We start from the raw sequence: 12,777 nt of genomic DNA on the forward strand, positions 1-12,777 counted from the left end.
TGCCCATGCCGACCCGCGGTCGGCATCTACCGGTAATGCTGGGCTGCGCGGACCCTGACCGCCTCATCCTGCAACGACTCCAGGGCCATCACCCGGACCCTGCCCAGGCCCTGCAGTTCCATGAAGCGCTCGGTGTAGATCTCAGGGCCGATATCGGTATCGGCACGTGATTTGGTGAAGCCGTGGGGCACCAGGCCCTTGTCGCCATCCTTGCTACCACCGACATAAAGAACGATTGCCATGTGATGTGTTCCTCCAGAAACGTCATGCAGGTACTGCCGGCACAGCTTAGCGCGCCCAACCTGACTGGTGTGTCAGGAGGCTAATGACGTTTGTTTGCATGCAGATGACGTCGCGTTACCGGCGCATTGCTTACCGTTTTTTTAACGGCCACCAGCCGTGACCGTGCAGCGCGTACAGATCCGCCGCCCGCTCGAACGGGTTGCGCGCGCTCACCCCACCGCACAGCAGGTACACCGGCAGGTAGAACGGCCCCAGCACCAGGTACTGGTAGACATGCGCGCGTTCGTGGTCATGCAGGCCGATCACGGGCTCGGTGCAGTGTCCGGCCTGGTGCGCATAGGTGCGGCAGGGGATCTCCAGGCTGGCGCCGGTGTGCAGGATCACGTTGCCCAGGGTAATCGCCCCGCCCGGCCCCCACGGGTACTCACGGAACACCAGCGCACAGTCGCGCCGGCTCCAGTACGGGCGCGCGCCGGCCAGCATGCCGGCCAGCCCGCCCAGCACGCCGATCAGGGTGTTGGGCGCGGTCCAGACCGCACCCAGCCCCTGCAGCGCGCGTAGCGCCGGTGGCGGCAGGCTCAATCGGCCTCGTTGGGGATCAGCAGCCACAGCACCAGGTACACCAGGATGCCCGGGAACGCCGCCGACGCCAGCGACACCAGCACGAACAGGACGCGCAGCAGGGTCGGGCTCCAGCCGAAACGGTGGGCGATGCCGCCCATCACCCCGGCAATCATGCGGTCGTTGAGCGAACGCGACAGCGTGCGGGGGGCGGTGGTGTTCATGGCGAGGTCCTCCAACGGTAATGGGGGAACGGTAGCGCAGCGGGTGTGTAGCCGATGCGTTTTGAATGGAGCGGCGGGCCGGCCCGGTTCAGCGCGGCTGGCGCAGCGCCTGCAGGCGCGCGCCGAACCACGCCGCCGCGGTCTGCTCGGGCTGGCCCGGGCACGCAATCCGATACGCCTTGCCGCTGATGCTGCTCTGGCTGGCGGCCCGCTCGATGAACTGCTCGGCGGTATCCACTTTGTCTTTTTTCAGCAGGTAATCGTACTTGCGCTGCAGGTGCGCGCGCGCCTCGGCGGCATCGTGCCAGCTGCCGTTGCGCTGGAAGCGGCAGGACGACCCGTCCAGCGCACCGATCAGGGCGCCGATCTCGCGGCGGGCCGCCTCGCTGGGCGCTGCCGACGCGCTGCCGGCGGTGGCGGCCATCAGCATCGCCAGCAGCGCGCTATTTCGGATGTCCATCAGCTGCGCTCCGCCAGCCAGTCCGAAATGGTCCCCGGCACTTCGCGCTGGGCGCGGCCGGAGACGTAGATGCCGATATGGCCGCCGCGGAAGCTGCTTTCGGTGTAGTCGGTGCTGCCGATCCGCGCGCCCATCGCGCGCGAGGCATCCGGCGGCACCAGGTGATCCTGCTCGGCGTAGATGTTCAGCACCGGCAGGGTGACCTGGCGCAGGTCGACATGCTCCTCGCCGATCGTCACCCCGTCACGCATCAGGCCGTTGCCCTGGTAGAACTGCTTGATGAAGTCACGGAAGGCCTCACCGGCCAGGTCGGGCGAATCGAAGATCCACTTCTCCATGCGCAGGAAGTCCTGCAGTGCGGCCTTGTCATCGAGGATGTCCAGCAACCCCACGTACTTCTGGATGTTGAGCCGGAACGGCTTGAGCATCAGGTAACTGGCGTTCATCAGGTCGGCCGGGATGTTGCCCAGCGTGTCCACCAGCAGGTCCACGTCCACCTGCCGCGCCCAGTGCGAGAGCATGTTGTCCGGGGTCTGGAAATCCACCGGGGTCACCATGGTGATCAGGTTGGCCAGTTTCGGCTGGCGCAGCGCGGCGTAGCACAGCGCGAACACGCCGCCCTGGCAGACGCCCAGCATGTTGACCGGTGCGCCGTCGCTGGCGGCGACCAGGTGGTCGACGGCGCCCTCGACATAGCGCAGCAGATAGTCTTCCAGGGTCTGGTAGCGCTCGGAGCGGTCCGGGTAGCCCCAGTCCAGCACGTACACGTCGTGCCCCAGCGCCAGCAGGCGCTGGACCAGCGACCGGTCGGCCTGCAGGTCGACCATGTAGGGGCGGTTGACCAGCGCGTACACGATCAGCAGCGGGGTGCGCTGCACCGGCGCCTGCTCACCGACGAAGCGGTACAGCGTGACCTTGCCGTCGCGCCAGACTTCCTCGCGCGCGGTGGCACCGTAATCCACGTCTTCCACCGACGGCAGCAGCTTCAGGCCATCCATCAGCTTGCGCTGCATGGACAGCGTTTCCTGAAGCAGGTCTTCGGCATTGAAGCCCAGCGGTCCCTTCATGGAGCCGCCTTGCGCGCACGCGGCTTGGGCGCGGCCTTCTTCGCGGGCTTTTTCGCGGGCTTCTTTTCCGGCGTGCCGGCAGCGGGCGACGGCGAGCGCTTGGTTACCGCAGCCATGCGCCGTACCAGTCGTTCCAGTTCGGTGATGCGCCGGTGCGCGGCATCCATCTCGGTGCGGGTCGGCAGGCCGAACGCCTCGCTGATCCGCTCCACTTCCTGCTGCGCCGCGCCGCGCAGCCGCATCTGCGCGTTGCCCAGCGCGGCGTAGACCTGCTGGAACGGTTCGGACATCGCGACTTTGCCGTAGGCCTCTTCGGCCGCCTCGATCCACAGGTCGAACATCGCGCGTGCACTGGTCAGCTGGTTGCCCGGCTGCTCATGCTCGGCAAGGCGCTGCTCGAACAGGGTGAACGCATCGTCCAACGCCTGCTTGATCTGGTCCACGTAGTCACGGGCGTGGCCCTGGTACTCCTGCTGGGCGCGCAGCAGAGCCTGCCAGCGCGCCTGGTGTTCGCGACCGGGGCCGAACGCCGGGCTCTGCAGCCACGGCCCGAGGTCCTGCTGCAGCCGTTCCAGCAGCGCCAGCAGATCCGGCCCACCGGCCTGGGTATGCCCGCGTGCGCCCTGCAGCATCCACTTGAGCAGGCCGTCGCCCTGCCCCTCCACGGCCTCGCGCCACGCCTGGGCGATATCGGCACTGCTGCTGTCCTGGCCGGCGAAACGCGCGGCCACCTGCTGCATGGTGCCGTACCAGCCGCCGGCCTGCTCGCGGAACCGGTGCACGGCGTCCTCGGACTGGCGGTTGCCCGGGTTGGACATCAGCTGCGCCCAGCCCTCGATGGTCTGCTGCCAGGTGCCCGGCGCGGCGCCGGTGGGGTCGCCCCCGGGGGGGACCGCGGCGTGCCGCAGCGCATCGCCCCAGGCGCTGAAGTACTGCCGGGCCAGCGCCTCGAAGTCGCCTGCGTCGTGGCCGCCGCCGGCGGTACTCATGGCTTGGGAATGCGCAGGGTCTTGCTGATCATCAGCGACCCTGACAGCGCGAACAGCAGCACCAGCGGGTGCAGCTGCCACGGCCCCAGCTGCCAGCGGCCGAGCCACAGGTCATGGCCGATCGCCCCCATGCTGGCGGCAACGGCCAGCACCACCACCAGCGCCAGGCTGGTCGGAATAGGCGTGCCCTCGAAGTACGGCACCTTGTCGCCATCGCCGGCCAGCGCTTCGGCGGTCACGTTGTAGCGGGCCAGGCGGCTCACCCCGCAGCAGACGAAGTAGCTCAGGACCAGCCAGTCCCAGCCACCCTGCATGCCACAGGCATAGGCCAGCGCGGCCGGGGCGACGCCGAAGGAGATCACGTCCGAGAGCGAGTCCAGCTCCCGGCCCAGGGTCGAGCTGGACTTGCGCCAGCGCGCGATCCGCCCGTCCAGCGCATCGAAGATGAAGGCGAGCGGGATCAGCGCCATGCCGAACAGCAGGTAGCTGCGCTCGCCGTCCTGCAGGTAGCGCATGGCCGCAAACACCGCACCGGTACCGCAGAACGCATTGGCCAGGGTGAACCAGTCGGCCAGGTGGAACTCGCGCAGCATCGTGAAGTGACGTTTCATGGAAGCTCGGTGGGCGGCAATGCCGAAAGAGTACCCCGACCGGGCCGAACCGCGACACCCTTCACGGACGCCGACCTTCGCACCGTGCTCACGCGACGCTGACCAGCGGCGAATTTTTAGCCACCCATCTTGACAGCCATGGGGGCTGGTCGCCGCCGCGCGTTATCCACAAACTTACGCACCGGTCATCCACACCCCCTGTGGATAAGCGGCGCCTATCGTCAAAGCCGGGTGTACGACCAGGACTGCATCGTGCCGTCGCGGTACGGCATCACCCCATGGAACGGGCGCGGGTCCTCGTCGAACACCAGCGGCAGGAACTGGCGGTCGCCTTCCCACAACGGCAGGGTCTCAAGCTTGTCCACGTCCACCCACTCCAGGGTGCCTTCCGGGTTCGAGGTCAGGGGCGTGCCGGTGAAGTCGTCGATGACGAACACGAAGCCGAACCAGTCTTCGCCGTGTTTGCCGAACCCGGGCCAGCTGATCGTGCCGCGCATCCGCATGGTGCCGCACTTGATCCCGGCCTCCTCGAGGATCTCCCGGCGCATGCCGGCGGCCACGTCTTCGTCGCGCTCGACCTTGCCGCCCAGTCCGTTGTACTTGCCCAGGTGCTGGTCACCCGGCCGTGCGTTGCGGTGGATCATCAGGGCCTGGCGGCCATCGGGCGACAGCACGTAGCCCAGCGTGGCCACGATCGGGGTATAGGGCATGGAGGCAATGGCTCGCAGGACACAATCGCCGATTATGCGCGATCCGTGCTCGGCCGGTCGCTCAGCCGGCCACCTGGGCGCGGCGGGTGTCGGCCGGCGCTGCCAGCGCGTCGTGGTCGCGGCGCAGGGTGGCCACGCCATGGCCGCGCTCGGCCAGGTATTCCAGCCACTTGCCCAGGAAGGTGTTCATGCGCATGCGGTGGCTGATCAGTTCGGCCGGCGGCGGGTACATGCCCACCACGTCCTGCCAGCGCCGGCCCACGTAGCAATGGGTGGTCTCGGCCTGGCGCGCATCGCGGTACAGGCGCACATACGCCGACGGGTCGGGCTGGCCGGTCACCGGGTCGGCGAAGTCGTAGGTCAGGCGCAGTTCGACCGTGTAGGGATGGCATTCGATGACATCAAGCCGCACATCCAGCCCATCCCCCACCGAGGACACGTAGCTGCCCGGTTCCAGCCCTGCCGGCTCGAACAGCCGCACCAGGTGGCGGTAATTCTCGGCATACAGGCCCATCAGCCAGCTCAGGCGGCTGAGCCGGGGAATGCGTTCGATGCGGGGTGATGCCTGGGCCATGTCTCGATCCTACACGTTGAAGAATCAAACGTGGGGACGCGCCCGCTGCGCCGGTAGGTCACGACCGTTGGTCGTGACGCCTTCCGTTAATACAACTCGCGCTGCAGCCCCAGCGTGGTCAGCACCTTGCTCGAGATCTCCTCGATCGAGGTATGGGTGGTGCTCAGGGTGGGAATGCGCTCCATCCGGAACATGGTCTCGGCCGCGGCGACCTCGCGCCGGCAGGTCTCCAGGTTGGCGTAGCGCGAGTTCGGGCGGCGCTCCTGGCGGATCTGCTGCAGCCGGTCCGGGTCGATGGTCAGCCCGAACAGCTTCTTGCGGTAGGGCCGCAGGCGGGCCGGCAGGCGGTCCTGCTCCAGGTCCTCGTCGGTCAGCGGGTAGTTGGCCGCGCGCACCCCGTAATGCAGGGCCAGGTAGATGCAGGTCGGGGTCTTGCCGGCCCGCGACACCGCCACCAGGATCACGTCGGCATCGTCGTAGTTGATGGCGATGCCGTCGTCGTGGGTCAGCGCGAAGTTCATCGCGTTGATGCGGCGGTGGTAGGTCTCGAAGTCCACCATGCCGTGCGCCTGGCCCACCCGGGAATGGCGGTTCACGGCCAGTTCGCGCTCCAGCGGCTCGATGAAGGGGGCGAACACGTCGAGCATCAGCCCCCCGCTCTCGGCCAGGATCATGCTCAGCCCGCTGTCCACGCAGGAACTGACCACGATCGGCCGGACCTGGTAGCGCTCCCCCGCCGCGCGGATCCGTTCACAGGCTTCGCGGGCCTTTTCCGGATCGTCGATGAACGACATTCGATCGGTGATGAAGCTGAACCCGGAGAACTGGGTCAGGAGGCTATGCCCAATGGTTTCAGCGGTGATACCGGTTCCATCGGATACGTAAAACACCGGACGGATCGTCGACATGCGCCTTTTACCCCCTCTGAAGCTTAAAAAGACCGACGATACAAGCTTGTGCCGACGGCGGTATGCCCGGCATCATATCGGCTTCTTCCTACGGACGTGGCCATCCAAGCCCGCCTCGGGCGATGGCCAAACGGAGCATCGCGCTTGAACGAGAATATCCTGTGGTTGCACGAACTGCGCCTGGCCGACCTGGCCCGCGTAGGCGGCAAGAATTCGTCGCTGGGCGAAATGATCGGCAATCTTGCCGGTCTGGGGGTATCCGTCCCCGGCGGTTACGCAACCACCGCTGAAGCCTTCAAGGACTTCATCGCGCACAACGATCTGTCCAAGCGCATTTTCGACAAGCTGGCCACGCTGGACGTGGAAGATGTCGCCGCGCTCACCGCTGCCGGCAAGGAAATCCGTGGCTGGGTGATCGACGCACCGCTGCAGCCGCAGCTGGACCAGGACATCCGCAGCGCCTACAGGCAGCTGTGCGACGAAAACGGCGGCGGCGACGTGGCCGTGGCGGTGCGCTCCTCGGCTACCGCCGAAGACCTCCCCGATGCTTCCTTCGCCGGCCAGCAGGAAACCTTCCTCAACGTCACCGGTGCCGACGATGTCGTGCACAAGGTCAAGGAAGTGTTCGCCTCGCTGTACAACGACCGTGCCATCGCCTACCGCGTGCACCACGGCTTCAAGCACGAAGACGTGTTCCTCTCTTCCGGCGTGCAGCTGATGGTGCGCTCGGGCGTGGGTTCGTCCGGCGTGCTGTTCACCCTGGACACCGAATCGGGCTTCCGCGACGTGGTCTTCGTGACCTCCAGCTTCGGCCTGGGTGAAATGGTCGTGCAGGGTGCGGTCAACCCCGACGAGTTCTACGTCTACAAGCCCACGCTCAATGCGGGCAAGCCGGCCATCCTGCGCCGCTCGCTGGGCAGCAAGGCGATCCGCATGGTGTATTCGGACGTGCCCGGTGAGCGCGTGCGTATCGAAGACACCCCGGTGGAGATCCGCAATACCTTCTCGATCAGCGACGAGGACGTGCAGGAACTGTCCAAGCAGGCGCTGATCATCGAAAAGCATTACGGCCGCCCGATGGATATCGAGTGGGCCAAGGACGGCGTGAGCGGCAAGCTGTTCATCGTGCAGGCGCGCCCGGAAACGGTGAAGTCGCGTGGCCATGCCACCCAGATCGAGCGTTTCGCGCTGAACCAGAAGGACGGCAAGGTGCTGGCCGAAGGCCGCGCGGTGGGCGCCAAGATCGGTGCCGGCGTGGCCCGCGTGGTCAAGTCGCTGGAAGACATGGCGCGCGTGCAGCCGGGCGACGTGCTGATCGCCGACATGACCGACCCCGATTGGGAGCCGGTGATGAAGCGCGCTTCGGCGATCGTCACCAACCGCGGTGGCCGTACCTGCCACGCGGCGATCATCGCGCGTGAGCTGGGCGTTCCGGCCGTGGTCGGCTCGGGCAACGCCACCCAGGTGCTGCAGGACGGCCAGGAAGTGACGGTCAGCTGCGCCGAGGGCGACACCGGCTTCATCTATGAAGGCAAGCTGGACTTCGAGCGCACCACCACGGACCTGGGCAACATGCCGCCGGCGCCGCTGAAGATCATGATGAACGTGGCCAACCCGGAACGTGCCTTCGACTTCGGCCAGCTGCCGAACGCCGGCATCGGCCTGGCCCGCCTGGAGATGATCATTGCCAGCCACATCGGCATCCATCCCAACGCGCTGCTGGAATACGACCGCCAGGATGCGGCCACGAAGAAGAAGATCGACGAGAAGATCGCTGGTTACGCCGATCCGGTCAGCTTCTACGTCAACCGCCTGGCCGAAGGCATCGCCACGCTGACCGCGTCGGTGGCGCCGAACCCGGTGATCGTGCGCCTGTCGGACTTCAAGTCCAACGAGTACGCCAACCTGATCGGCGGCAGTGGCTACGAGCCGCACGAAGAGAACCCGATGATCGGCTTCCGCGGCGCCAGCCGCTATGTCGACCCGAGCTTCTCGGCCGCCTTCGCACTGGAGTGCAAGGCCGTGCTGCGCGTGCGCAACGAGATGGGCCTGGACAACCTGTGGGTGATGATTCCGTTCGTGCGCACGCTGGAAGAAGGCCGCAAGGTCGTCGAGGTGCTGGAACAGAACGGCCTGAAGCAGGGCGAGAACGGCCTGAAGATCATCATGATGTGCGAGGTGCCGTCCAACGCGCTGCTCGCCGATGAGTTCCTGGAGATCTTCGACGGCTTCTCGATCGGTTCGAACGATCTGACCCAGCTGACGCTGGGCCTGGACCGCGATTCGTCGATCGTGGCGCACCTGTTCGACGAACGTAACCCGGCGGTGAAGAAGCTGCTGTCGATGGCCATCAAGTCGGCACGCGCCAAGGGCAAGTACGTGGGCATCTGCGGCCAGGGCCCGTCCGATCATCCGGACCTGGCCGAATGGCTGATGCAGGAAGGCATCGAGTCGGTGTCGCTGAACCCGGACACGGTGGTCGATACCTGGCTGCGGTTGGCCAAGCTCAAGGCCAAGGGCTGATAACGAAAAACCCCGCTTCGGCGGGGTTTTTTGTGTTCAGGCTCCGCGTTGACACGCGTGGCGTGTCACTACGCTTCGATTGTTTCGGCGCTGGGGTAATCGGTGAATCCGGCTTCGGCGCCGCCGAAGAACGTTGCCTTGTCCGGCGCGTTCAACTCCAGGCCCTGCTGCAGGCGCAGCGGCAGGTCGGGGTTGGCGATGAACGGTCGGCCGAAGCCGATCAGGTCGGCCCAACCCTTGGCCAGCGCTTCTTCGGCGCGCTCGACGGTGTACTTGCCGGCATAGATCAGGGTGCCGCAATAGATCATCCGCAGCGCTTCCTTGAATGCCACCGGCATCACCGGCGCGTCCTCCCAATCCGCTTCGGCGATGTGCAGGTAGGCCACGCCGATGCTGTCCAGGATGTGCGCGGCGGCCAGGTAGGTGGCCTGCGGGGTGTCGTCCACGGCGCCCTGCAGGGTGGTCAGCGGGGCCAGGCGCACGCCGAGCCGGTCAGCGCCTACTTCGGCGGCGACCGCTTCGGCCACTTCGCGCAGGAAACGCAGGCGGTTCTGCAGCGAACCACCGTAGCCGTCGGTGCGCTGGTTGGCCTGCGAATCGATGAACTGGTTGATCAGGTACCCGTTGGCGCCATGCAGTTCAACGCCGTCGAAGCCGGCGTCGATGGCGCGGCGGGCGGCCAGCGCGTAGTCGCGCACGATCTGCGGGATTTCGCTGGTGTCCAGGGCGCGCGGCATGGAGTGCTGGACCATCTCGCCTACCCCGCCCTGTGGGCCGGCGCCCGCGACGTCGACGAAGACCTTGACGCCTTCGGCCTGCAGGGCCGAGGACGAAACCGGCGCGACGCCGTTGGGCTGCAGGTCCACGTGCGAGACGCGGCCCACGTGCCAGAGCTGGGCGAATATGCGGCCGCCGGCGGCGTGCACGGCATCGGTCACGCCGCGCCAGCCGGCAACCTGGGCGTCATCGTGGATGCCGGGGGTCCAGGCGTAGCCCTGCCCCTGCGGGCTGATCTGGGTGCCCTCGCTGACGATCAGGCCGGCCGAAGCGCGCTGGGCGTAGTACTGGGCCATCAGCGGGGTGGCGACGTTGCCGGCAGCGGCACGTGAGCGGGTCATCGGCGGCATGACGATGCGGTTGGGCAGGGTCAGCGGGCCGAGGCGGTAGGGGGTAAACAGCATGGGGGAGGTCCTTGGTAAACGACTGGGCCAAGGATGGGGACGACCCGACGCGGCAAAAAGCGCCATGGCGGCAAAACAGTTGTGCCGTGGGTGCAATGATCGAACTCCAGGACCGCCTGGGACACGCATGGCGTGTCGCTACGGGGTTTCGCCTGCGAGCTGGTTGTAGGCGGCGCGCACGGTTTCGTAGCCGTACTGCTTTTCCAGCCGGCGCACGATGAAGTGGCCGCGCGCCATGTCCTGGTAGTAGTCGGTGAACATGGTGTTCAGGGTGGCACCGGCCACGGCGCCGATGATCGGCACCGCCTGGGCGGCGAACTTCTCGGTAACCACCACGCCAAAGCGGGCGGCGACCTTTTCGACGATCTTGGCCAGCCACTTGCCGGCTTCCTTCGGGGTCAGGCCGATCATCACGCCACCGCCGCCCACCGCCGCGCCGGCCAGTTCGGCCGACAGGTGGCGCATCACTTCAGCGGTGAAGCCACGGGTGATGTAGTAGCCGGTCTCGCTGGCGTCGTCCTGGCCGGAGTTGCCGCCCAGCGCGAATACTTCCAGGCAGGCGTGGCGGGTGCCCATCTCGCTCAGGTCGAACCCTTCGCTGCGCGCGACGTCGGCGACCGAGCGCATCATGATCGTGGTCGACACCGGCAGCTCGAGGAACAGCGCGGTGAAGCCGAACGCGCCGCCCAGCGCACCAGTGGTCGCCGCCGCCAGCTTGTGCCAGCGCGTGGATGCGGCCTTGCCGGGGGTGTTGTCCATGCTCCACAACGCGGCCTGCGCCGACTTGAACAGCGCCGCCTCGACCGCCCCGTGGATGCGCCGCGACACCGACTGCGGCAGCTTCTTCACCGCGAACTCCAGCGGCGAACCAATCAGGTTGGCCATCTTGGCGGTGAGCGTGGGCGATTCCAGCAGGCCCACCGCCCGTTGCAGGTCGGCCCAGTCCTGCGAGGTCGGCAGGATCTGCGCTTCCAGCGGCGGCGGCACGATACGGACAATATGGCTCATGCCCGGATCATACCGCCCGCAGATTGAATGAAGCACGACGGTAGCCCCGGCCGTTGGCCGGACCACGGGGACGTGAAACGTTCAGGACGTCAGGCGGCCGGCAGGCCGGACAGCGCCCCCATGAACTGCCGGTAATGGCGCAGTTCGGCGATCGAATCATGCACGTCGCTCAGCGCGGTATGGCTGGAGGTCTTGCCCACGCCGGCGGCCACCGTCGGTGCCCAGCGCCGGGCCAGCTCCTTCACCGTGGACACGTCCAGGTTGCGGTAGTGGAAGTACTTCTCCAGGCGCGGCATTTCACGGTGCAGGAAACGGCGGTCCTGGCAGATCGAGTTGCCGCACATCGGCGAGGCGCCGGCCTTGATCCACTGCGCCAGGAAATTCACCGTCTGCGCTTCTGCCTGCGCCAGGGTCACCTGGCTGTCGACCACGCGCTGCCACAGCCCTGAACGGCGGTGCTGGTTGCGGTTCCATTCGTCCATGGCTTCCAGGCGCTCCACCGGGTGGTGGATGGCGAACTCCGGGCCCTCGGCCAGCACGTTCAACTGCGCATCGGTGACGACGGTAGCGATCTCGATGATCGAATCGTTGTCGGTATCCAGACCGGTCATTTCCAGGTCGATCCAGATCAGTCGTTCGCCTTCGGCGCCGTTGTCCGCCATGTCATGCCCTTGTGCAGAGTGTATTGCGACATGATACCGCCTTCGCGGTGTGGCCCTGCCGTGAAATCATTCCAGCAGCAGCGGCGGTTTGCCGCGTTTGGCCCGGAAATAATTGGTCAGCCGCGTACTGGCCTCCTTGGCGAGCACACCGCCGTGCAGTTCCACGCGGTGGTTGTGGCGCGCATCGCCGAGCAGGTCGAACACGCTGCCGCAGGCCCCGGTCTTGGGATCGGTGGCCGCATACACCAGCCGCGCCACCCGCGCATGCACCACTGCCATCGCGCACATCGCGCACGGCTCCAGCGTCACGTACAGGGTGCTGCCCAGCAGGCGGTGGTTGGCCAGCGCCCTGCCCGCCTGGCGCATCGCCACGATCTCGGCGTGGGCGCTGGGGTCGTGGTCGGCGATGTTGAGGTTCCAGCCTTCACCCAGCAGCGTGCCGTCGGCACCCACCAGCACCGCACCGACCGGGATCTCGTTGAACTCGCGCTCGGCGCGTGCAGCCAGGCCCAATGCGTGCTGCATCCAGTATTCGTCCTGGTCGTGCACCGGCACGCCCAGCGGCGGAGGCGGCGGCAGGCGCTCAACCACGACCATCGGCCTTGCGCAGGAATGCGTCAAAGGCCGCCAGGGTGGCCTCGCTGACATGGTGTTCGATGCCTTCGGCATCGCGTCGGGCCGAATCGGCATCCACGCCCAGCGCCAGCAGGAAACGCTCCACGGTCTGGTGGCGGGCGCGCATTTCCACCGCCAGCTGCTCGCCGGCCGGGGTCAGGAACACGCCCCGGTAGGGCCGCTGGATCGCCCAACCTTCCTTGACCAGACGCTTGAGCGCCTTGGCCACCGTGGGCTGGGCAACGCCCAGGCGGGTGGCGATGTCCACCTGGCGTGCCTCGCGGCCATCGGCGATCAGGTCCGCGATCAGCTCCACGTAGTCTTCGACCAGCTCGGACCGGCGCGCCTCGCGCACCTGCACGAACCCTTCCACGTGCACCTGGGCATCGATCAGCGGGGTGGACGTCTTGGCACGGGAAGGCGACATGCCCCCAGTTTACC

16 protein-coding genes are annotated in these 12,777 nt (G+C 66.9%); 1 reads left to right on the forward strand and 15 read right to left on the reverse strand.

Annotated elements, in window-relative coordinates; translation table 11 throughout:
* Window positions 1–26: 26 nt before the first annotated feature.
* The 10 genes from SOM39_RS00245 to ppsR form a co-directional block, all read right to left on the reverse strand.
* On the reverse strand, window positions 27–242 hold the full coding sequence (locus SOM39_RS00245; RefSeq protein WP_095362682.1) for a hypothetical protein: 216 nt from the start codon (window positions 240–242) through the stop codon (window positions 27–29).
* A gap of 130 nt (window positions 243–372) precedes the next feature.
* Entirely contained in the window at window positions 373–825 is a 453-nt protein-coding gene (locus SOM39_RS00250) for a hypothetical protein (RefSeq protein WP_083214167.1), read from the reverse strand.
* Complete coding sequence (locus SOM39_RS00255) at window positions 822–1,028, reverse strand: PspC domain-containing protein (protein WP_068852656.1); 207 nt, start codon at window positions 1,026–1,028, stop codon at window positions 822–824. The genes SOM39_RS00250 and SOM39_RS00255 overlap by 4 nt, the downstream gene beginning before the upstream one ends.
* Window positions 1,029–1,116: 88 nt before the next feature.
* The gene (locus tag SOM39_RS00260) at window positions 1,117–1,488 is read right to left on the reverse strand and encodes a DUF5329 domain-containing protein (protein WP_095362683.1); all 372 of its coding nucleotides are present in this window, start codon (window positions 1,486–1,488) and stop codon (window positions 1,117–1,119) included.
* Window positions 1,488–2,555, reverse strand: a complete 1,068-nt coding sequence (phaC, locus tag SOM39_RS00265; protein WP_320457143.1) for a class III poly(R)-hydroxyalkanoic acid synthase subunit PhaC — start codon at window positions 2,553–2,555, stop codon at window positions 1,488–1,490. Before phaC ends, SOM39_RS00260 begins: the two co-directional genes overlap by 1 nt.
* Entirely contained in the window at window positions 2,552–3,544 is a 993-nt protein-coding gene (gene phaE, locus SOM39_RS00270; RefSeq protein WP_320457144.1) for a class III poly(R)-hydroxyalkanoic acid synthase subunit PhaE, read from the reverse strand. The genes phaC and phaE overlap by 4 nt, the downstream gene beginning before the upstream one ends.
* A complete protein-coding gene (locus SOM39_RS00275) occupies window positions 3,541–4,155 on the reverse strand; it encodes a CDP-alcohol phosphatidyltransferase family protein (RefSeq protein ID WP_068852670.1) in 615 nt (204 codons plus the stop codon). Before SOM39_RS00275 ends, phaE begins: the two co-directional genes overlap by 4 nt.
* A gap of 221 nt (window positions 4,156–4,376) precedes the next feature.
* Window positions 4,377–4,865 carry an 8-oxo-dGTP diphosphatase gene (locus tag SOM39_RS00280; protein ID WP_320457145.1) on the reverse strand — a complete coding sequence of 163 codons (489 nt, stop codon included), beginning with the start codon at window positions 4,863–4,865 and terminating at the stop codon, window positions 4,377–4,379.
* Window positions 4,866–4,926: 61 nt separating this feature from the next.
* Window positions 4,927–5,439 (reverse strand): DUF1249 domain-containing protein, encoded by a 513-nt coding sequence (locus SOM39_RS00285; RefSeq protein ID WP_307106798.1) that lies wholly within the window; start codon window positions 5,437–5,439, stop codon window positions 4,927–4,929.
* An 86-nt stretch (window positions 5,440–5,525) separates the two neighbouring features.
* Entirely contained in the window at window positions 5,526–6,347 is an 822-nt protein-coding gene (ppsR, locus tag SOM39_RS00290) for a posphoenolpyruvate synthetase regulatory kinase/phosphorylase PpsR (protein ID WP_068852678.1), read from the reverse strand.
* A 144-nt stretch (window positions 6,348–6,491) separates the two neighbouring features.
* On the opposite strand from ppsR, the gene ppsA reads away from it, so the two are divergent.
* Complete coding sequence (gene ppsA, locus SOM39_RS00295) at window positions 6,492–8,870, forward strand: phosphoenolpyruvate synthase (protein WP_095362685.1); 2,379 nt, start codon at window positions 6,492–6,494, stop codon at window positions 8,868–8,870.
* Between the two features lie 68 nt (window positions 8,871–8,938).
* Here the strand turns inward: ppsA and SOM39_RS00300 are convergent, their stop codons facing one another.
* The 5 genes from SOM39_RS00300 to mntR all read right to left on the reverse strand — a co-directional run bounded on the left by SOM39_RS00300 (window position 8,939) and on the right by mntR (window position 12,763).
* Entirely contained in the window at window positions 8,939–10,051 is a 1,113-nt protein-coding gene (locus SOM39_RS00300) for an alkene reductase (protein WP_320457146.1), read from the reverse strand.
* A gap of 138 nt (window positions 10,052–10,189) precedes the next feature.
* Window positions 10,190–11,059 (reverse strand): EcsC family protein, encoded by an 870-nt coding sequence (locus tag SOM39_RS00305; RefSeq protein ID WP_068852687.1) that lies wholly within the window; start codon window positions 11,057–11,059, stop codon window positions 10,190–10,192.
* An 89-nt stretch (window positions 11,060–11,148) separates the two neighbouring features.
* Complete coding sequence (gene orn, locus SOM39_RS00310; RefSeq protein ID WP_320457147.1) at window positions 11,149–11,721, reverse strand: oligoribonuclease; 573 nt, start codon at window positions 11,719–11,721, stop codon at window positions 11,149–11,151.
* A 66-nt stretch (window positions 11,722–11,787) separates the two neighbouring features.
* Window positions 11,788–12,318, reverse strand: coding sequence for a tRNA adenosine(34) deaminase TadA (gene tadA / locus SOM39_RS00315; RefSeq protein ID WP_217538672.1), 531 nt, complete (start codon window positions 12,316–12,318; stop codon window positions 11,788–11,790).
* Window positions 12,305–12,763 (reverse strand): manganese-binding transcriptional regulator MntR, encoded by a 459-nt coding sequence (gene mntR / locus SOM39_RS00320; RefSeq protein ID WP_095362687.1) that lies wholly within the window; start codon window positions 12,761–12,763, stop codon window positions 12,305–12,307. The genes tadA and mntR overlap by 14 nt, the downstream gene beginning before the upstream one ends.
* Window positions 12,764–12,777: the final 14 nt, after the last annotated feature.

The sequence above is a fragment of the Stenotrophomonas sp. CFBP8994 genome (genome assembly GCF_034044835.1).
Taxonomy (GTDB): Bacteria; Pseudomonadota; Gammaproteobacteria; order Xanthomonadales; family Xanthomonadaceae; genus Stenotrophomonas; species Stenotrophomonas rhizophila_A.